Origin of the sequence: Mesorhizobium sp. B2-4-7, from assembly GCF_006442685.1 — a bacterium.
Classification (GTDB): Bacteria; Pseudomonadota; Alphaproteobacteria; order Rhizobiales; family Rhizobiaceae; genus Mesorhizobium.
Map to the genome: position 1 here is coordinate 118616 of NZ_VFVH01000006.1, position 17898 is coordinate 136513.

20 protein-coding genes, 1 tRNA gene and 1 pseudogene are annotated in these 17898 nt (G+C 65.0%); 13 read left to right on the top strand and 9 right to left on the bottom strand.

What is annotated here, in order from left to right:
* Genes cbiE through FJ946_RS18005 form a run of 8 tightly spaced genes read left to right on the top strand, consistent with a single transcriptional unit; the run spans position 1 to position 6623 of the window.
* Positions 1–1236: a precorrin-6y C5,15-methyltransferase (decarboxylating) subunit CbiE gene (gene cbiE, locus FJ946_RS17970; protein ID WP_140564191.1), complete on the top strand. Its 1236-nt coding sequence runs from the start codon at positions 1–3 to the stop codon at positions 1234–1236.
* On the top strand, positions 1233–1619 hold the full coding sequence (locus tag FJ946_RS17975; protein WP_140495564.1) for a cobalamin biosynthesis protein: 387 nt from the start codon (positions 1233–1235) through the stop codon (positions 1617–1619). Before cbiE ends, FJ946_RS17975 begins: the two co-directional genes overlap by 4 nt.
* Positions 1616–2380, top strand: coding sequence for a precorrin-4 C(11)-methyltransferase (gene cobM, locus FJ946_RS17980; protein ID WP_140495563.1), 765 nt, complete (start codon positions 1616–1618; stop codon positions 2378–2380). The genes FJ946_RS17975 and cobM overlap by 4 nt, the downstream gene beginning before the upstream one ends.
* Positions 2377–3195 (top strand): uroporphyrinogen-III C-methyltransferase, encoded by an 819-nt coding sequence (gene cobA / locus FJ946_RS17985; protein WP_140495562.1) that lies wholly within the window; start codon positions 2377–2379, stop codon positions 3193–3195. The genes cobM and cobA overlap by 4 nt, the downstream gene beginning before the upstream one ends.
* A complete protein-coding gene (locus tag FJ946_RS17990; protein WP_140564192.1) occupies positions 3192–4505 on the top strand; it encodes a cobyrinate a,c-diamide synthase in 1314 nt (437 codons plus the stop codon). Before cobA ends, FJ946_RS17990 begins: the two co-directional genes overlap by 4 nt.
* 3 nt (positions 4506–4508) lie before the next feature.
* Positions 4509–5285, top strand: a complete 777-nt coding sequence (gene cobS, locus FJ946_RS17995) for an adenosylcobinamide-GDP ribazoletransferase (RefSeq protein WP_140516437.1) — start codon at positions 4509–4511, stop codon at positions 5283–5285.
* Between the two features lie 24 nt (positions 5286–5309).
* Positions 5310–6320 carry a nicotinate-nucleotide--dimethylbenzimidazole phosphoribosyltransferase gene (cobT, locus tag FJ946_RS18000; RefSeq protein ID WP_140559570.1) on the top strand — a complete coding sequence of 337 codons (1011 nt, stop codon included), beginning with the start codon at positions 5310–5312 and terminating at the stop codon, positions 6318–6320.
* 39 nt (positions 6321–6359) lie between these two features.
* Positions 6360–6623, top strand: coding sequence for a hypothetical protein (locus tag FJ946_RS18005; protein ID WP_140564193.1), 264 nt, complete (start codon positions 6360–6362; stop codon positions 6621–6623).
* Positions 6624–6760: 137 nt separating this feature from the next.
* Here the strand turns inward: FJ946_RS18005 and FJ946_RS18010 are convergent.
* Positions 6761–6836 (bottom strand) — tRNA-Lys (locus FJ946_RS18010).
* A gap of 107 nt (positions 6837–6943) precedes the next feature.
* The gene (locus FJ946_RS18015; protein WP_140495414.1) at positions 6944–7876 is read right to left on the bottom strand and encodes a PhzF family phenazine biosynthesis protein; all 933 of its coding nucleotides are present in this window, start codon (positions 7874–7876) and stop codon (positions 6944–6946) included.
* A gap of 130 nt (positions 7877–8006) precedes the next feature.
* On the opposite strand from FJ946_RS18015, the gene FJ946_RS18020 reads away from it, so the two are divergent.
* The 3 genes from FJ946_RS18020 to FJ946_RS18030 are packed head-to-tail and all read left to right on the top strand — an operon-like array spanning position 8007 to position 11231.
* On the top strand, positions 8007–9299 hold the full coding sequence (locus FJ946_RS18020) for an efflux RND transporter periplasmic adaptor subunit (RefSeq protein ID WP_140495412.1): 1293 nt from the start codon (positions 8007–8009) through the stop codon (positions 9297–9299).
* 4 nt (positions 9300–9303) lie between these two features.
* On the top strand, positions 9304–10011 hold the full coding sequence (locus FJ946_RS18025; protein WP_140564194.1) for an ABC transporter ATP-binding protein: 708 nt from the start codon (positions 9304–9306) through the stop codon (positions 10009–10011).
* 2 nt (positions 10012–10013) lie between these two features.
* A complete protein-coding gene (locus tag FJ946_RS18030; RefSeq protein WP_140521160.1) occupies positions 10014–11231 on the top strand; it encodes an ABC transporter permease in 1218 nt (405 codons plus the stop codon).
* 24 nt (positions 11232–11255) lie between these two features.
* Here FJ946_RS18030 and FJ946_RS18035 read toward each other — a convergent pair.
* The 3 genes and pseudogenes from FJ946_RS18035 to FJ946_RS18045 all read right to left on the bottom strand — a co-directional run.
* A pseudogene (locus FJ946_RS18035) lies at positions 11256–11504 on the bottom strand (PIN domain-containing protein); the annotation flags it as partial.
* An 85-nt stretch (positions 11505–11589) separates the two neighbouring features.
* Entirely contained in the window at positions 11590–12306 is a 717-nt protein-coding gene (locus tag FJ946_RS18040) for a hypothetical protein (protein ID WP_140495404.1), read from the bottom strand.
* Positions 12307–12309: 3 nt separating this feature from the next.
* The gene (locus tag FJ946_RS18045; RefSeq protein WP_140564195.1) at positions 12310–13422 is read right to left on the bottom strand and encodes an endonuclease/exonuclease/phosphatase family protein; all 1113 of its coding nucleotides are present in this window, start codon (positions 13420–13422) and stop codon (positions 12310–12312) included.
* A 188-nt stretch (positions 13423–13610) separates the two neighbouring features.
* On the opposite strand from FJ946_RS18045, the gene FJ946_RS18050 reads away from it, so the two are divergent.
* Positions 13611–14180: a BA14K family protein gene (locus tag FJ946_RS18050; protein ID WP_140564196.1), complete on the top strand. Its 570-nt coding sequence runs from the start codon at positions 13611–13613 to the stop codon at positions 14178–14180.
* A 69-nt stretch (positions 14181–14249) separates the two neighbouring features.
* Here the strand turns inward: FJ946_RS18050 and ilvC are convergent, their stop codons facing one another.
* The 3 genes from ilvC to FJ946_RS18065 all read right to left on the bottom strand — a co-directional run bounded on the left by ilvC (position 14250) and on the right by FJ946_RS18065 (position 16557).
* Positions 14250–15269, bottom strand: a complete 1020-nt coding sequence (gene ilvC, locus FJ946_RS18055; protein WP_140495398.1) for a ketol-acid reductoisomerase — start codon at positions 15267–15269, stop codon at positions 14250–14252.
* Between the two features lie 25 nt (positions 15270–15294).
* Positions 15295–15948 carry a TetR/AcrR family transcriptional regulator gene (locus tag FJ946_RS18060; RefSeq protein WP_140516455.1) on the bottom strand — a complete coding sequence of 218 codons (654 nt, stop codon included), beginning with the start codon at positions 15946–15948 and terminating at the stop codon, positions 15295–15297.
* Between the two features lie 150 nt (positions 15949–16098).
* Positions 16099–16557, bottom strand: a complete 459-nt coding sequence (locus FJ946_RS18065) for a MarR family winged helix-turn-helix transcriptional regulator (protein WP_140516702.1) — start codon at positions 16555–16557, stop codon at positions 16099–16101.
* A 100-nt stretch (positions 16558–16657) separates the two neighbouring features.
* Here FJ946_RS18065 and FJ946_RS18070 point away from each other — a divergent pair, with 100 nt between their 5' ends.
* Positions 16658–17395: a glutathione S-transferase family protein gene (locus FJ946_RS18070; protein ID WP_140559568.1), complete on the top strand. Its 738-nt coding sequence runs from the start codon at positions 16658–16660 to the stop codon at positions 17393–17395.
* 79 nt (positions 17396–17474) lie between these two features.
* Here the strand turns inward: FJ946_RS18070 and FJ946_RS18075 are convergent, their stop codons facing one another.
* The gene (locus tag FJ946_RS18075) at positions 17475–17885 is read right to left on the bottom strand and encodes a helix-turn-helix domain-containing protein (RefSeq protein ID WP_140495388.1); all 411 of its coding nucleotides are present in this window, start codon (positions 17883–17885) and stop codon (positions 17475–17477) included.
* Positions 17886–17898 lie beyond the last annotated feature (13 nt).

Sequence of the window (17898 nt, forward strand, 5' to 3'; positions counted from 1 at the left end):
ATGCCTGCTAAGAGTCTACGCGGCGCCAACCAAAAATGGCTCACCATCGTCGGCATAGGCGAGGACGGTGTAGCCGGTCTCGGCGACGAGGCCAAGCAGCGGATCGCCGACGCTGAAATCATCTTTGGCGGCAAGCGGCATCTGGCGCTCGTCTCATCATTCGCCAAGGGCGATCCGCGCCCATGGCCGGTTCCCTTCGATGCCAAGATGCACGACGTGCTGTCGCTCGCCGGCAAGCGCGTTTGCGTTCTTGCCTCCGGCGATCCCTTTTTCCACGGCGTCGGCGTCACCCTCGCCCGCAAGGTCATGCCGCGGGAGATGCATGTCATTCCCGCGCCGTCGGCCATTTCGCTGGCGGCCGCTCGCCTTGGCTGGGCGCTGCAGGACATCGAAACCGTCTCGCTGCATGGCCGCCCCATCGACCTGATCCGGCCATTGCTGCAACCCAACGCACGCATCCTGGCCCTGACATCCGATGCCGATGCACCGGCGGCGATCGCCCGCCTGCTCACCGAGCTTGATTTCGGCGCCTCGCGGCTGACGGTTCTGGAGGCGCTTGGCGGGCCAAAGGAGAACCTGCGCTCGGCCCGCGCCGATGCGTTCAACCTCGAAAACATCAATCCGCTCAATGTACTGGCGCTCGAAATTCAATCTGGTCCGGATGCGCGTATCCTGCCTTTGACATCAGGCCTCGCCGATCATCTGTTCGACCATGACGGCCAGATCACCAAACATGACATCCGCGCCATCACGCTGTCAGCGCTGGCGCCGAGGCGCGGCGAACTGCTGTGGGATGTTGGCGCCGGCTCCGGTTCCATCGGCATCGAATGGATGCTCGCCCATTCCTCGATGCGCGCTGTTGCCATCGAAGCCGACCCGATCCGCGCCGCCCGCATCGCCCACAATGCTGCCGCGTGTGGCGTTCCCGGACTCATCGTGGTCGAAGGCAGCGCTCCCAAGGCGCTTGCAAGGCTCGATACGCCAGACGCGATTTTCATTGGCGGCGGCGGCAGCGACGCCGGCGTGCTGGCCGCCGCCATCAAGGCGCTGCGCACCGGCGGCCGCCTCGTTGCCAATGCGGTGACGCTGGAAATGGAGACGCTGCTTCTTGCCCGTCATACCGAGCTCGGGGGCGATCTGACCCGCATCGCCATATCCCGCGCCGCGCCTGTCGGTTCGATGCAGGCCTGGCGGCCGGCGATGCCGGTTACCCAATGGAGTTGGATCAAGCCATGATGGTCGCGGGCATCGGCAGCCGAAAGGGTGTAAGCGTCGAGGACGTGCTTGCCGCGATAGAAACCGCGCTCGAAGCGCACGGGCTGGCGATGACGGCGCTCTCGTCGCTCGCCACCGCCATGCTCAAGAAAGATGAACAGGCGATCGCTGCCGCAGGTCGCACACTCAACCTTCCCGTCATCGTCGTCGATGAGGCAGCGCTTAAAGCAGCGTCGACGAAGGCGCTCAGCAACTCCAGCCTCTCGCAGGGTCTGGCCGGCACACCGTCGGTTTCCGAAGCATCGGCGCTGGCCGTCGCCGGCGAAGGCGCCAGGCTGCTGGGACCACGCATCGTGCTCGGCCCGGTCACCTGCGCCATCGCCATCAGCGGAGACGCGGCATGACCGTGCATTTCATCGGCGCCGGTCCGGGCGCCGCCGACCTCATTACCCTGCGCGGCGCGCGGCTGCTGGCAAGCTGCCCGGTCTGCCTCCATGCCGGCTCGATCGTGGCGCCCGAATTGCTGCAGCATTGCGCCCCGGGAACGAAGCTGATCGACACCGCGCCGATGTCGCTCGACGAGATCGAGGCCGAATATCTGGCCGCCCACAAGGCCGGCCATGATGTCGCGCGGCTGCATTCCGGTGACCTGTCGGTATGGAGCGCGGTTGCCGAACAGATCCGCCGGCTGGAAAGGCACGGCATTCCCTACACGCTGACGCCGGGCGTTCCCTCTTTCGCTGCCGCGGCGGCTGCTCTGCGGCGCGAGCTGACCATTCCCGAAGTCGCCCAGAGCCTGGTGCTGACCCGCGTCTCCGGCCGCGCTTCAAAAATGCCGCCTGGCGAAACGCTGGCCGGTTTCGGCCGCACCGGCGCCACGCTTGCCATTCATCTTGCCATCCACGCCATCGATCGCATCGTCGCCGAGCTGACGCCGCTCTATGGCCGCGATTGCCCGGTGGCGGTCGTCTTCCGTGCCTCCTGGCCGGACGAGCGCGTGCTGACCGGCACGCTGGAAACCATCGAGGCACAACTGGCCGCCGACCCGATGGAGCGTACGGCCATCATCTTCGTCGGCCGCTCGCTGGCGGCGGAAGGCTTTGGCGAGAGTTCATTGTACGACGCGCATTACCAACGGCGTTTTCGCGGACGGGACGGATTGTGAGCGACAGCACCAAAAATAAGGGCGAGAACGCCGCGCTCCAACAGGCGCTTGCCCGGCTGAACTTCAAGCCGCGGACGCTTGAGCCCGGCCATGTCTGGCTCGCCGGCGCCGGCCCCGGCGATCCCGGCTGCCTGACGCTGGAAGTGCTGGCGGCGCTGAGTGAGGCGGATGCGCTGGTCTACGATGCGCTGGTCTCCCCGGACGTCGTCGCGGTTGCCGAAAACGCCGAGCTTTTCTTTGCCGGCAAGCGCGGCGGAAAACCCTCGATGAAACAGGACGACATAACCGCCCTGCTGGTCCGGCTGGCGCGCCAGGGCCGCCGCGTCGTCAGGCTGAAGGGCGGCGACCCCTATATTTTCGGCCGTGGCGGCGAAGAGGCGCTGGCGCTGGCGCGGGAAAACATCCCGTTCCGCGTCCTGCCCGGCCTCACCTCGGGCCTCAGCGCGCTGGCCGCCACCGGCATCCCCGCGACCATGCGCGGCATCAACAAGGCGGTAATCCTGGCGACCGGCCATGCCGCCGGCACCGATGACGATCTCGACTGGGCCGCGATCGCGCGCACCGGCCAGCCTGTCGTGGTCTACATGGGCATGGCCAATCTGCCTGTGATATCGGCCGCATTGCTCGACGGCGGGCTGGCGCCATCGACGCCGGCGGCGGTGATCGTCGCCGCGACGACGCCGCAGGAGCGCATCGTCGTCGCCACGCTGGCCACCATCGCCGAGGAAGCCGCCGCCGCCGGCCTGTCCGCACCGGCGCTGATCGTCGTCGGCGGCATCGTCGCCATGCGCGCGGCGCTGGCGGGTGCATCGTGAGCGCCCGCGCGATCATCGTCGGCGCGCCGCGCTCCGGCTCGGGCAAGACCAGCGTCACCATCGGCATTTTACGCGCACTCACTCGGCGCGGCCTGAAAGTACGCGGCGCCAAGTCTGGCCCCGATTACATCGATCCCGGCTTCCACACCGCCGCCACCGGCCTGTCCGGCGTCAATCTTGACAGCTGGGCGATGTCGCCGTCGCTGCTCAACGCACTGGCCGTAAATGCCGCCGACGACGCCGATTTTGTTATCCTCGAAAGCGCCATGGGCCTGTTCGACGGCATTCCGGCCGCGCCGGGCCGCAGCGGTTCGGCGGCCGATCTCGCGCGGCTCTACGGCCTGCCGGTGCTGCTGGTGCTGGACGTTTCCGGCCAGTCGACCACGGCAGCGGCCGTCGCCAAGGGGTTCGCCATCTACGATCCGGAGGTTCGCATGGCGGGCATCGTGCTCAACCGGCTGGGCAGCGAGCGCCATCGCCGGCTGTCCGGCGACGCCATCGAGGCGATCGGCCTGCCGGTCGTCGGCGCCATCCTGCGCGATCCCACGCTCAACTTGCCCGAGCGCCATCTCGGCCTCGTCCAGGCCGGTGAATATGATGACCTGATGGCGCATCTCGACCGGTTGGCCGACATGGCGGAAAAGTCGCTCGACCTCGACGCCGTCATGGCGCTGGCAACACCTCTCGCCCCGGAGCCCGGCAGCTTCGACGATGCGCTGCAGCCGCCCGGCCAGCGCATCGCACTTGCCGAGGATGCCGCCTTCACCTTTCTCTATCCGCACGTCGCGGCCTACTGGCGCAAGGCCGGCGCGGAGATCGTTCCGTTCTCGCCGCTCGCGGACGAGGCGCCTGACGACAGCTGCGACGTCTGCTGGCTGCCTGGCGGCTATCCCGAGCTTCACGCCGGCCGTCTCGCCGCCGCTGCGAATTTTCGGAAAGGAACGGCAAGGTTCGCCGGGACGAAGCCCATCCATGGTGAGTGCGGTGGCTTCATGGTGCTTGGCGAAGCTCTGGAAGATGCATCTGGCGAAACGCACAAAATGCTCGGCCTGCTCGGCCATTCAACCAGCTTCGCCAAGCGCAAGATGAACCTCGGCTATCGCGAAGCGCGGCTGCGCGCCGACTGTCCGCTCGGCCCGCGGGGCGCGCTGATCCGCGGGCACGAATTCCATTATGCGCAGATGACGGCTACCGGTGATGACGAGCCCCTGGCCGACCTCGCCGACGGGCAAGGCAATCCGATCGGCGCCTCGGGCTACCGGCGCGGCCAAGTCAGCGGCACCTTCTTCCATGCCATCGCAAGGGGCTGAGGCATGAAGTTCCCGAAGGTCACCCTTTCGCCCCGGCAAATCCCCAGCGATGTTGCCCTCTGCCTGGTCTTCTTCACCAGGCTGCCCTTGCCCGTCATCGACTTTCGCGGCCGCAGCCTTGCCGCCGCGATCTGGGCCGCCCCGGTCGCCGGCCTCGTCGTCGGCCTGATCGGCGCCATCGTCTTTGCCACGGCGGAACGGTTTGGCCTTGCCATCGGGTCGGCGGCAGCCCTTGCCCTGGTTGCAACCGCGGTCACCACCGGCTGCCTGCACGAGGACGGGCTGTCCGATGTCGCCGACGGTTTTGGCGGCGGCAACACGCGCGGTCGAAAGCTGGAGATCATGCGCGACAGCCGAATCGGCGCCTACGGCGCCATGGCGCTGGCGCTGTCGCTGCTCATCCGCTGGAGCGCGCTGTCGGAATTCGTCGATCCCACACAAGCTCTCTTCGCGCTCCTGGCCGCCCATGCGGCCTCGCGCGGCGTATTCGGCACCTTCATGCATCTCTTGCCCCCGGCGCGCGACGATGGCCTCTCGGCCGGCGCCGGCACCGTCTCGCGGGAAATTGCCCTCGCCGGCGCCGTGCTCGGCGCCATCCCGCTCCTCCTGCTCGGGCTTGGCGGCGCCATCGCCGCGCTTATCCTGCTCGGACTGCTGTTTGCCGCCTTCCACGCGCTTTGCCTCAACCAGATCGGTGGCCAGACCGGCGACACGATCGGCGCTATGCAACAGGTGAGCGAAATCGCGGTGCTGCTCGTCGCTTCCGTAGCCCTTTCCTGACTCTGTTTCGGAGAATTTCCTTCCATGCCTTTCAAATCCCTAGATGAACTGCGCGCTGCTTGCCTCGACCTGCCTGATGGCGATGACGCCGCCGCGAGCGCGGTCGCTCGCCGCCAGGACACGTTGACCAAGCCGCAGGGCAGCCTCGGCCGGCTTGAGTCCATCGCCGCGTGGCTGGCGCGCTGGCAGGGCCGCGACATGCCTAGGCTCGAGCGGGTGAAAGTTTTCGTCTTCGCCGGCAACCACGGCGTTACCGCCCAAGGCGTGTCGGCCTATCCTTCGGAAGTCACGGTGCAGATGGTGGCGAATTTCGCCGGCGGCGGTGCGGCCATCAACCAGCTCGCCCGCATCGCAGGCGCCGAACTCGATGTCATTCCGCTCGATCTTGACCATCCGACCGGCGATTTCACGCAAACGCCGGCGATGGACGACAAGGCATTTCTTGCCGCCGTCTCGGCCGGCTACGATGCGGTGACTGATGATCTCGATCTCGTCTGCTTCGGCGAGATGGGTATCGGCAACACCACGCCGGCCGCCGCGATCTCGGCGGCGCTGTTCGGCGGCGGTGCCGAAAAATGGACCGGACGCGGCACCGGCGTCGACGATGCCGGCCTCGAGCGCAAGGTGGTCGCCATCGAATCGGGCCTGGAGCGCCATGCCGCTGTTCTTGCCGATCCACTGGGGATTGCCATGGCGCTCGGCGGCCGCGAACTCGCCGCCATCTTCGGCGCCACGCTTGCCGCCCGTCACATGGGCATACCGGTGCTACTTGACGGCTTCGTCTGCACCGCAGCCGCAGCACCTTTGGCAAAGCTGCACTCCACAGGCCTTGCTCATACGATCGCCGCCCACGTCTCGGCTGAATCGGGTCACCGCGGCCTGCTCGAAGCGCTCGACCTGCCGCCGCTGCTCGACCTCGGCATGCGGCTCGGCGAAGGCTCCGGCGCTTGCCTCGCCGTCAACATCGTCCGCTCGGCGCTGGAGTGCCATGCGAGGATGGCGAGCTTTGCCGAGGCCGGCGTGTCGGAGAAGTAACATCTTCCGGTTGTAGCGATTCTCGAATAGATCTGGTGGATGAAAAAGCTTCACCCGGCTGCCGCTGCTATGACTATCGGCGTGCTGCTTGCTGGTGTGCTTCGGCACAGTGGATATTCAACTTACGGCCCGATCGACACCGCAATTCTCGTTGTTTTTCTGGTTTTCTTCTGGTGGCTCATCAGCGATTTCTCAGGCGGAAAGGCCGCCATTGATGCCGACGACGGTCGGAGCGCGGACAACGGCATGGCTTTTCGGTTCGGCAGGTTTCTGAGCCGCGTTTTTCGGCGCGGCCAATCGTAGTCTTTGACCAAGCTGCAAAGTCCCGCGTCTCACCTGGCCAACGGCGGCCGGGTTGCGAAGGCAGCCAAACACTGATGAACGAGCGCGGCAATTGAACCGGCCTATTCAGGGTCTTTCCACCAAGTCTTTGAAGAATTTGGTGGGTGCGCACAGGATTGAACTGTGGACCCGCTGATTAAGAGTCAGCTGCTCTACCAACTGAGCTACGCACCCACTCGGCCGGCAAAAACCGGCGTTGGCGGGCATATAGCCGCCGATGCCGGTCCTGTCCAGCCCTGCCGGAATCATTTCCCGACAAATCGCCGAAGTGACGCAGATGGTCAGACGAACAGCTTGCCTTCCGCCACCTTGACCGCGTTGCCACCGATGCGCGCCGAGACCAGTTTTCCGCCCTGTACACTTAGTTCCAGGCGGATACGCGAGGGCCGCCCCATCTCCAGCCCCTGTTCGATCCACAGCTGCGAAACGCCATCCGTCGGAGCGTCGAAATGCATGACGGCGCCGGCGAAAGCCGCCGCCGCCGAGCCGGTCGCCGGGTCCTCGTAGGAAGGCGTGCCGGGCACGATCATGCGCACATGGAAGGCGCTCTCGTGGTTCACCGTCTCTCGGCAATAGACATAGGGACTGGCAAACGCCCATTCGCTCTTGCGCGGGGCCAGTTCCGACCACGCCTGATTGTCGAGCCGGATCCGGCCCGCCGCCTCCAGATTGGCCACCGGTATGGTCACATAGGGCACGCCCGCCGACCAGAACGCGACGCGGTGATTCTCGAAACCGATCTCGTGCGGCGCCAGGCCAAGGGCGGCGCCGATCGCCACCGGGTCGGCTTCGAGCTTCAGCGGCTCCGGCAGCTTCGCCAGGTCGAATTCGGCGAAGGTGGCGCCATCGTGCTTGCTGACGGCACAGCGCACCGGGCCGATGTTTTCCTCCAGCACGAAAATGCTCGCAGCGCCGTCATTGTCGGCCATTTCAGCGAGCGCGATATCGGCCAGTTCGGCCAGCGCGATCGCCGAGCCCACGGTCGGGTGGCCGGCGAAAGGCATTTCATAATCGGGCGTGAAGATGCGGATACGGGCGCGGTGCTTGGGATTATCCGGTGGCAGCACGAACACCGATTCCGACAGGTTGAACTCGCGCGCGATAGCCTGCATCGCAGCCGTGTCCAGTCCGCCGCTGTCCAACACCACCGCCAGCGGGTTGCCGGCCAGCCGATCGGTCGTAAACACATCGTAAAGCAAGTAATCGCGTCTCATGGAGGAAACCTTCCGCTTTGATCCGAATTTCTGCCTCAATCCCAACATGAGCGAAATTTAATTTGATATTCGAACCATTAGCACTGATCTGTGCACTCATAGGGACATATTGCGCTTCAGGGGGTCCGGCGTGGACCAGATTGTCAATCTGCCAAAGACGGAATCGGATTCCGCCATCGAGACCGCGCTCGGGCTCGACCAGACGGGGCGGCGCAAGAATCGCCGCCGCGGCTGGCTCTATGCGCTGCTGGCACTGATCGTCCTTGTCGCGGCTTTTGCCGGCTACCAGTGGTATGCCGGCTCGCCGGTCAAGATCGACTATACGACGGCGCCCGCCGCCAAGGCCGACCTCACTGTCGAGGTTTCGGCGACCGGCACCTTGCAGCCCCTCACCCAGGTCGACATTTCCAGCCAGCTCTCGGGCATCATTCGTTCAGTCTCGGTCAACGAGAACCAGCAGGTCAAGAAGGGCGATGTGCTGGCCGCGCTCGACACCGCCAAGCTGCAGGTGCAGATCGAACGCGCCGAGGCATCCGCCAAGGCGGCCGCCGCCAATGTCGCGGACGCCACCGTGACGCTGGCCGAGAATGAAAGCGCGCTCGTGCGCGCCGCCGCCCTCACCAAGCGCGGCATGGCCACCGACCAGTCGCTCGAAGCGGCGACCGCGACCCGCGACCGTTCGAAGGCAGCGCTCGATAGCGCCGAGGCCAATCTCGCCATCGCCAACGCCGACCTGAAATCGCAGCAGACCGACCTTGCCAACAGCACCATCTATGCGCCGATCGACGGCATCGTGCTGACGCGCTCTGTCGACCCCGGCCAGACGGTCGCCTCCTCCTTGCAGGCGCCGGTGCTGTTCATCATCGCCGCCGATCTCAGGAACATGGAACTGGTGGCGGCGGTCGACGAAGCCGATATCGGCGCGGTGAAGCCGGGCCAGCATGCCCGCTTCACCGTGGATGCCTTCCCGGAGCGGCCGTTCGACGCCGAGATCCGCGACATCTCCTACGCCTCGGTCACCACCGACGGCGTCGTCACCTACAATGCGCGGCTCGAGGTCGACAACAACGAGCTGTTGCTGCGCCCCGGCATGACCGCCACTGTTTCGGTCGTCACCCGGCAGGCCAAGGACGTGCTGACCGTCCCCTCCTCCGCCTTCCGCTATCGTCCTGCGCAGCAGGCCGCCCGCGGCTGGAGCCTGAGCGACCTGTTCACCGGCCGCATGGGACGTCCCGGCGGCAATCGCCAGCGCCAGGCGGCAGCGCCGCCGACCGACGGCTCACGCATGCTCTACGTGCTGGAGAAAGGCCGTCCGCATCCGGTCAACGTCAGGATCGGCTCGACCGACGGCGAGCTGACCGAGATCACCTCGGGCCTGTCAGAGGGGGCGCAGGTCATCACGGCCTCGCAGCAGCGGAGCTGACGCCGTGGCGATGGGCGCCCCCCTCATCACCTTCGACAAGGTCTGGAAGAGCTACGGCCATGGCGAAGCCAAGGTGCACGCGCTGGCCGGCGTCGACCTGGCGATCCGGCGCGGCGAATTCGTCGCCATCATGGGCCCGTCCGGCTCCGGCAAATCGACGGCGATGAACATCATCGGCTGCCTCGACACGCCGACCGCCGGCACCTATTCCTTCATGGGCGTCGATGCTGGCCGGCTCGACCGCAACCGCCGCGCCATGCTGCGCAACCTCTATGTCGGCTTCGTCTTCCAGGGCTATAATCTGCTGGCGCGCACCACGGCGGCGGAAAATGTCGAACTGCCGCTGATCTATCGCGGCGTGGCCGGCCGCGAGCGCCGCGATCTTGCCATGCAGGCGCTGGCGCAAGTCGGCCTTGTCGGTCGCGAGCATCACACGCCGGCCGAGCTTTCCGGCGGCCAGCAACAGCGCGTGGCGATCGCGCGCGCCATCGTCACGAGGCCGACGCTGCTCGTCGCCGACGAACCGACCGGCAATCTCGACACTGCCCGCACGCACGAGATCATGGAGTTGCTGACGCAACTGAACAAGGAGCTTGGCTTGACCATCACCATGGTCACCCACGAGGCCGACGTCGCCGAATATGCCGAGCGCACGGTGCGCTTCCTCGACGGCCATGTCGCCTCCGACACCATGACCGTCGAGGTGGCCTGACAATGCTCTGGGAAACCGTCCGCCTCTCCTTGCGCTCGATCCGCCGCAACATGCTGCGCTCGTTCCTGACCTTGCTCGGCATCGTCATCGGCGTCGCCGCGGTCATCGCCATGCTCACCATTGGCGCCGGCACCACCGCCAAGGTCAAGGACGACATCGCCAAGCTCGGCAGCAATCTTCTGGTTGTGCGCTCCGGCCGCCCGGCCGGTCCCGGCGGCCCGGGCGGGCTCGACCAGGTCGTCCGTCCGCTCACCGAAAAGGATCTTGCCGCGCTCATTGCCCATCTGACAGGCGCACGCGCCATTTCGCCGGCCTCGCAGAAGCAGGTCCGCGTCATCTTCGGTACCGAGAGCCTGACCTCCGGCGTCACCGGCACCGACAGTGCCTATCTCGATGCTCGCGACTGGAAACTGGTCTCAGGCCGTTCGTTCAGTGAGTCCGAGACCCGCTCGGGCACCGGCGTATGCCTGATCGGTGAGACGGTGCGCCAGCAGTTCTTCGGTGCCGGCGACCCGGAGGGCGAAATCATCCGCGTCAACCGCACCTCCTGCAAGATCATCGGCCTGCTCGAGCCGAAGGGCTATACCGGCTTCGGCCAGGACCAGGACAATGTCGTGTTGATGCCGCTGCATGCCTATCAGCGGCGCATTGCAGGCAACCGCAACATCGACAACATCTACGTCGCCGCCGACGACCGCACCCCGACCAGCGAGCTGCAGCCGCGCGTCGAGGATATTCTGCGCGACGCCAGACGCCTCACGCCCGACCGCGAAAGCGATTTCGCGATCCGCGACATGACCCAGATCGCCGATGCCATGGCCAGCGCCACCACCACCATGACCGGCATGCTGGGCGCGGTCGCCGGCGTCAGCCTGCTGGTCGGCGGCATCGGCATCATGAACATCATGCTGGTGTCGGTCACCGAGCGCACCCGCGAGATCGGCATCAGGCTCGCCATCGGCGCGCATGAAAAGCACATCCTCATCCAGTTCCTGGTCGAGGCGACGGTGCTGTCGCTGCTCGGCGGCATCATCGGCATCCTGATCGGGCTCTCGCTGGCCGGTCTCGCCTCGGCGACGCTGGCCATTCCCTTTGCGCCGAGCCCGGCAGTCATCCTGCTCGCCGTCGGCTTTTCCGCGCTGATCGGCATGGTCTTCGGCTTCTTCCCGGCGCTGCGCGGCGCCAGGCTCGACCCGATCGACGCGCTGCGGCATGAATAAGGCGATTGGAAAGCAAAGGCGCGGCTACGACGCTGTTTCCCAGGGATTGATCGTATTCAATCCGGCGGCCGCGAATGGGCCGGTGTCGCGGGTGGCGACCGTAAGACCGTTTGCTGCGGCCGTGGCCGCGATGTAGGCATCCGCATTGCCGATCGCCTTGCCTGAGGCTCTCGCCTTTACCATGAGGTCGGCATAGGCGCGCGACGCGTCGAGGTCGAAAGGCAGAATGCGGCCTGCAAACAGTGGCAACACATCCTGATCGAGACGATTGTCCGCGCACGCACCCGATGTTTGGGGTTGCAGGCAGCCACTCAGACCTTCGTATGCCGGCATTGGCGATCAGCACGGAAGGTAAGGTTTAGTCCGCGTTCGCAAAATGCCACTCGATCAGCGGCTTCATGTGCGGCATCAGCCCGTGCGGCAGGTCGGCGGCGTGGCGGATGATGACCGGACCGACGATCTCCGGTTCGGCCTCGGTTGCGACGAAGGCCGAGATGCGCCGCGCGATCTCCTCGGCGGGCTCGGGAACCCGGTATCGGCGGAAGATCACCGTGCCGCTTTCCGTCGACAGGGCATGGTAATGCAGGCCGCGTGCGGCGCCTGAAATGTCGAGGCCGGTTTCTTCCCGCACCTCGCGGATCATATTGAAATCGACATCGACGAGGCCATCGCGAAAATCGGCCGGTTCGAAGGAACCGGCGGCGAAATAGACGCGGCCGGCAGTAACGGTGTGGGCGGCCATGCGAATCGCCACCAGCGCATTGTCGCCGGCCACGAGCATGGCATGGGCATAGGCGTGCTCGGCGCCCGAATTCTCGCGCCGCTTCCGCCAGAGCATGAAGGTGGAGTAGTTGACCGCGTGGCACCGGCCGACGAGGCGATTGTCGCGCCAGGCAAGTCGCGAAAGCAGCACCACGGGACCGTCGAACAGCGCAGGGTTGGCCGCGATCTCGTGCTGCCAGTTCGCGGCAATCGCCTCGGCGTTGTCCAGCGCGAAAGGATGCGGGCCGGGATCGAGCCTGACGTCGACGGCGTCGACCGGCAAAATGACGTTGCGCGGCAGGTCGAAGCTCACGGCTCAGGCCATGTCCAGCGTGATCGCCACCGGACAATGGTCCGATGCCTTCGGCCGGTCCCAGCCGGCGCGCGGAAAGCGCTCCACTTCCTGGCCGGCAGGAAAGATCGTGCGCCAGGGCTGGCCGTTGCGGATGATGTCCGGGACGGCGGTGGCGTTCTTAGCCGCCAATCCCTTGGACAGCAGGATATAATCGAGCTGGCACAAATGCCGCTCTTGCGGCCCACGCGTGTGGTAGAAGGTCCAGCGGTTCATTTCCGGCCGCCTCTCGACCACGTTTTCGCAAAAACCGCCGGCCGTCAGCACGTTGATGCAGGACAGGTTCTCGTCGACCACCTCGAAACGATAGCCGTCGAATTCGTCGCCGGCGATCTTCACGCGCTGGCGGTAATCGTTCATGTCGCCGCAGATCGCCCAGCGCTTGTCGGCTGCATGATCCGCCCCGAAGCGCTCCTCGATGATCCGGCGCACCGCCTGCGCCTCCGCGATGCGGATCGGCATCGTCGCTTCACGCCCGTCGAGCCCGTTGCGGGGCGAGCCCATCGACTTGAAGTGCACGAGATAGAGCGTCAGCGGCGAGCCGCCCACGGTAATGTCCACTTCCAGGCAGTCGCGCCGGAAGATGCGTTCATTGGGCTGGTTGCCGAGCGCCGCCAGCTCCGGCGTGTGCAGCCCGAACTGTTCATAGGTCACATAGGCGTGGCTGGTCATGCGCACGAATTCGATGGGCTGGCCCTGCGCGGTCTCGCTGCGCATCATCACGGCGACGTCGATGCCGCGCGAATCATTGCCGGCAGCGGTGTACTTCTGGCGGTAGCCCTGCCCCACCATCTTGAAAAGATAGCCATATTCGAACGCCTTGAGGGCTTCGATATTGTCGACCTCCTGCATGCAGATGATATCCGCGCGCGTGGCCGCTATGGCCAGCGCCGTCAGCTGCCGCATGTCGTCCGACTGCGCGATGGCGCGGGCCTGCTCCAGCATCTTGTACTCGGCCTCGCTCTGGATATCGAAGAGAGCCAGCGTCCGGTCCTCGTTGAGCTGGTTGCGGTATCCGGAGAAATCGAACCTGTTCATCAGGTTCTCGACATTGAAGGTTGCAAGACGCAGCGACATATCATGACCTTTGCCCGCAAGCGCGGCAGAAAACAAGGCCGGGCAACCACCAGCTGGAATCGATTGATCCTGGCGCGCCTCGCGCCATGGTTGAGGGAACCTTTCCGTTCATCCGCCGTTCAGACGCAAAGACCCACAGTGGGCCCATCCCAGGGTCGGCGTGGGGCCTGTTCTCTTGGAGAAGTGCAATGAACGCGCTCTTTTCTTCCACAGTCAAATCCGGGCTGATAGCGCTCGGTATCTTCTCCGGCATCACGGCACCATCCGCTGCCGGACCAATCCTTCAGCCGGAGCTGTCGATCCCAGCCAGCACCGCGGCGCCGACGGTCACGCCTGTGCGTGACAGCTGGGCCGGCGGCAACAACCGGAGCTTCAACAACGACTGGAGATGGCGCCGGTCGGGCGGGTGGAACCACGGCAATTGGAACCGCGGCGATTGGGGCGGCCGTCACTGGAGCGGTCGTCGCTGGAACGGCGGCGATGATTGGCGTTGGCGCCGCCACCATTATCGCGGCCGCTACTATGATGACAGCGCCAGCGCCGCGATCCTGGGGCTTGGCTTGGGGCTCGGCCTCGGCAGCATGTACAACAACTACAATTACTACGATGCACCGCCGCGCCGCTACTATCGCGCCGGCCGGCTGTCGAGCGCCCATGTCCGGTGGTGCTACAATAGATACCGCTCGTATCGCGCTTACGACAACACCTTCCAGCCCTACAACGGCCCACGCCAGCAGTGCTACTCGCCCTATCGCTGAGCCAGGCCGCACAATCCTGCAATAAAAAACGGCGCCGCGCGGCGCCGTTTCTTTTGGAGCGTGGATCGCTCAGTTCTTCGCCTTGTCGACCAGCTTGTTCTTGGAGATCCACGGCATCATCGCGCGCAGCTTGGCGCCGACTTCCTCGATCTGATGGCTGTCGTTGTTGCGGCGGATGCCCTTGAAACGCGACAGGCCGGCACGGTATTCCTGCATCCACTCCGAGGTGAACTTGCCGGTCTGGATATCCTTCAGCACCCGCTTCATCTCGGCCTTTGTCTCTGCGGTGATGATGCGCGGCCCCGAGACATATTCGCCCCATTCGGCGGTGTTCGAGATCGAGTAATTCATGTTGGCGATGCCGCCTTCATAGATCAGGTCGACGATCAGCTTGACCTCGTGCAGGCACTCGAAATAGGCCATTTCGGGCGCATAGCCGGCTTCCACCAGCGTCTCGAACCCGGCGCGGATCAACTCCACCAGGCCGCCGCACAGCACGACCTGCTCGCCGAACAGATCGGTCTCGCATTCCTCGCGGAAATTGGTCTCGATGATACCCGAACGGCCGCCGCCGACGCCGCAGGCGTAGGAGAGCGCGAGGTCGAGTGCGTTGCCCGAAGCATCCTGGTTGACGGCGACCAGGCACGGCACGCCGCCGCCCTTCTGGTATTCGCCGCGCACCGTATGGCCGGGCCCCTTCGGCGCGATCATGACGACGTCGACCGTCGACTTCGGCTCGATCAGGCCGAAATGCACGTTGAGGCCATGCGCGAAGGCGATTGCCGCGCCGTCGCGGATGTTCGGCGCGATCTCGTTTTTGTAGATGTCGGCCTGCAATTCGTCGGGCGTCGCCATCATCATCAGGTCGGCCCATTTGGCGGCGTCGGCCACGCTCATCACCTTGAGCCCGTCGGCCTCGACCTTCTTGGCGGTCGCCGATCCGGCCTTGAGGCCGATGGCGATCTCCTTGGCGCCGGAATCCTTGAGGTTGAGCGCATGCGCCCGGCCCTGGCTGCCATAGCCGATGATGGCGACCTTCTTGCCCTTGATCAGGTTGAGATCGGCATCACGATCGTAATAGACGCGCATTTTTGTCTTCCTTCCCGTTTGAAGATCAGAGGCCTTGCGGCCCGGTTTTTGCTCCGAAAAGAGCGAGAAACTGCTGCGTCGCGCGGACGGCATCACCGCCGATCGCCGCCTCAGTCAATTCCAGCCGGTCGCCAAGCAAGAGACGGATCTGCACGTCGCGGGCGACCAGCCCGAAAAACGTACGGAACGCCGTCTCGGCGTCCGAGAAATCGAGCAGCCCGGCCTGGCGGCCGGCCTCCAGCACCGGCTTCAGGCGCTTGGCGAGGGCAAAGCGCCCGTTCTCCAGCACCACCGCGCCAAGATCATCCTTGCCCGAACCGGCATGGCCGACCGCCACCCGGTTGAGTGCGATCGAAGTGTCGCTGGAAATGACCTTCAGCCAGTCGGAAGCAAATCGCTCCAGGCTCGCGGCCAACGACGCAAGGTCGAGCCCCCTGCCGTCGACCGCCGTCACCCGCACCTTCGAGGCCTGCCATTGCACCGTCGCCGTCAGCAGTCCGTCGCGGTCGCCGAACCATTTGTAGAGCGTTTCCTTGGAGCAGCTCGCCCGCCGCGCCACTGCGGTCATGGTCAGATTGTCGCCCTCTTCGACCAGCAGGCGGAGCGCTGCATCCAGGACCGCCTTCTGACGCTCCGTCAGCGCTTCGCCGTTGTCGATATCGGCATTTGCCTGCAACACGCTCTGTTCCCGTTTGATGGTAGAGCCGTAGATCGCCTGAGCTCAGTACCGTACGTTACGGTTCGGCATATTGCGCAATCCGAAGATCGGCGCAAGGCCAAAATGACGAAATGTCTTTCCCGTGTCCCCGCAGCCGCGCAACGCGTATGTTCAGTCGCCGGCTGGCGGATCGCGCAACCGCCCGAGCAAGGCCGATACCGTGTTCAGTTCTTGCGGCGAAAGCTTGTCGCCAACCAGCTCCGCGATCGACCTGCCATAGACGGCCCACATACGGCGGCGCGTCTCTCGTCCCTTGGCCGTGATGCGGACGGTTTGGCCGCGGCCGTCATCAGCCACCGGCAGCTTCTCGACAAACCCATCGGCTTCAAGTCGGGCCAGCAGCCGCGAAATATTATACTGCGCGAACAGGGTTCGTTCGATCAGCTGGAACGGCCGCAAGCCGCCCTCGCCCGCCTCAGCGAGTTCGTGCAGCACGTCATACCAGGCAAGCGGCGGCAGGCCGCCTTCCTTCAGCGCGTCTTCGGCACGTTCCACCAGCTGGCGTGATACCCGCATCAGGCGTGCCCAGGTCTTGATGGCCTCCGGCGATGGCATGGCTGTCTCGATCATGACGGCATCATAAGAGATAGATGCAATTGCATCAAGCTTGACGACCAATGCATTTGCATCTAGATAGATGCGAATGCATCGATATTGAGAGGCAAATCCGATGAAGCATGCCAACACCCTCATTCTCGTCAGCCATCCCCTTTGCCCCTATGTCCAGCGTGCGGCGATCTCGCTGGCCGAGAAAGGCGTGCCGTTCGAGCGCGTCGACATCGACCTCGCCAACAAGCCTGACTGGTTCAAGGCGGTCTCGCCGCTCGGCAAGGTGCCGCTGCTGCGCGTGCAGCGGGGGAACGATGAAACGGTGATCTTCGAATCCGCCGTCATCCTCGAATTCCTCGAAGAAACTGAGGCCAATCCCCTCCACCCGGCCGACCCCTATGCCCGTGCCCGGCATCGTGCCTGGATCGAGTATGGCTCAGCCATCCTCAACGCCGTCGGCCGGTTCTATTCGGCGTCGACCGAGGCAGGATTCCTTGCCGAGTCTCGGACGCTGTCGGAAATGTTCGATCGTGTGGAGACCGAATTGGCGGGCGAAGCCGGCCGGACTGGACCATGGTTCGAAGGCGGGCGCTTTTCGCTCGTCGACGCAGTCTACGGCCCTGTCTTCCGCTACATCGATACCTTCGACCGGATCGGCGATTTCGGCATTCTGGACGGCAAACCGCTCGTCCAGGCCTGGCGCCAGGCATTGAGTGGACGCCCGTCCGTCAAGCATGCCGTGGCGCAGGACTATCCACTGCGCCTGCATGCCTTCCTGCGGGCGAAGGGATCGTATCTTTCGACGGTCATTCGCAAGAACGATCCGGCCAGCGCGCTTCCGCCAGCCCAGTTCGCCTGAACGGATGGACCACCGTGCCGGCCACCATTGAGGCGAGGAACTGCGGCGAATGCGCGGCGTCGCGGCGCCACCCCGCGGCTTATGCCTGGGCGGCATCAAAATCCGCACGCGCTTCGCGCACCGCATCATGGTTGAGTTCGGCCCATAGGATCAGTTGATGAAAGGCGCCGAACATCGAGCGCCCGAGATCGGTCAGGCTGTATTCAACGCTCGGTGGTTTGGTCGGGAACACTTCACGATGCACATAGCCGTCGCGCTGCAAATCATGCAGTGTCTGGGTCAGCATGCGCTGCGAAATGTCGGGCACCAGCCGCCGCAACTCACCGAAGCGATACGGCCTTTCAGCCAGCGCCATCACCAGCAGCGATCTCCATTTGCCGCTGACGCCCTGGATGACATTGCGAACCGGACAGTCGGCAAAATTACCGCCCCCGCTCATCGCTTTGTAGGTCTCCAGCTTCGATTTCAGATTGGTGACCTTGCCGTCCATCGCTGGTTCCCTG

What these genes read in the sequence shown, in the direction of transcription:
- FJ946_RS18030 (WP_140521160.1), top strand. Translation starts at nt 10,014, where the DNA reads ATGCTCTGGGAAACCGTCCGCCTCTCCTTGCGCTCGATCCGCCGCAAC.
- FJ946_RS18045 (WP_140564195.1), bottom strand. Translation starts at nt 13,422, where the DNA reads ATGTCGCTGCGTCTTGCAACCTTCAATGTCGAGAACCTGATGAACAGG.
- FJ946_RS18075 (WP_140495388.1), bottom strand. Translation starts at nt 17,885, where the DNA reads ATGGACGGCAAGGTCACCAATCTGAAATCGAAGCTGGAGACCTACAAA.
- FJ946_RS18050 (WP_140564196.1), top strand. Translation starts at nt 13,611, where the DNA reads ATGAACGCGCTCTTTTCTTCCACAGTCAAATCCGGGCTGATAGCGCTC.
- FJ946_RS18005 (WP_140564193.1), top strand. Translation starts at nt 6,360, where the DNA reads ATGAAAAAGCTTCACCCGGCTGCCGCTGCTATGACTATCGGCGTGCTG.
- FJ946_RS17975 (WP_140495564.1), top strand. Translation starts at nt 1,233, where the DNA reads ATGATGGTCGCGGGCATCGGCAGCCGAAAGGGTGTAAGCGTCGAGGAC.
- cobS (WP_140516437.1), top strand. Translation starts at nt 4,509, where the DNA reads ATGAAGTTCCCGAAGGTCACCCTTTCGCCCCGGCAAATCCCCAGCGAT.
- FJ946_RS18015 (WP_140495414.1), bottom strand. Translation starts at nt 7,876, where the DNA reads ATGAGACGCGATTACTTGCTTTACGATGTGTTTACGACCGATCGGCTG.
- FJ946_RS18065 (WP_140516702.1), bottom strand. Translation starts at nt 16,557, where the DNA reads ATGATCGAGACAGCCATGCCATCGCCGGAGGCCATCAAGACCTGGGCA.
- cobM (WP_140495563.1), top strand. Translation starts at nt 1,616, where the DNA reads ATGACCGTGCATTTCATCGGCGCCGGTCCGGGCGCCGCCGACCTCATT.
- cbiE (WP_140564191.1), top strand. Translation starts at nt 1, where the DNA reads ATGCCTGCTAAGAGTCTACGCGGCGCCAACCAAAAATGGCTCACCATC.
- cobT (WP_140559570.1), top strand. Translation starts at nt 5,310, where the DNA reads ATGCCTTTCAAATCCCTAGATGAACTGCGCGCTGCTTGCCTCGACCTG.
- ilvC (WP_140495398.1), bottom strand. Translation starts at nt 15,269, where the DNA reads ATGCGCGTCTATTACGATCGTGATGCCGATCTCAACCTGATCAAGGGC.
- FJ946_RS18070 (WP_140559568.1), top strand. Translation starts at nt 16,658, where the DNA reads ATGAAGCATGCCAACACCCTCATTCTCGTCAGCCATCCCCTTTGCCCC.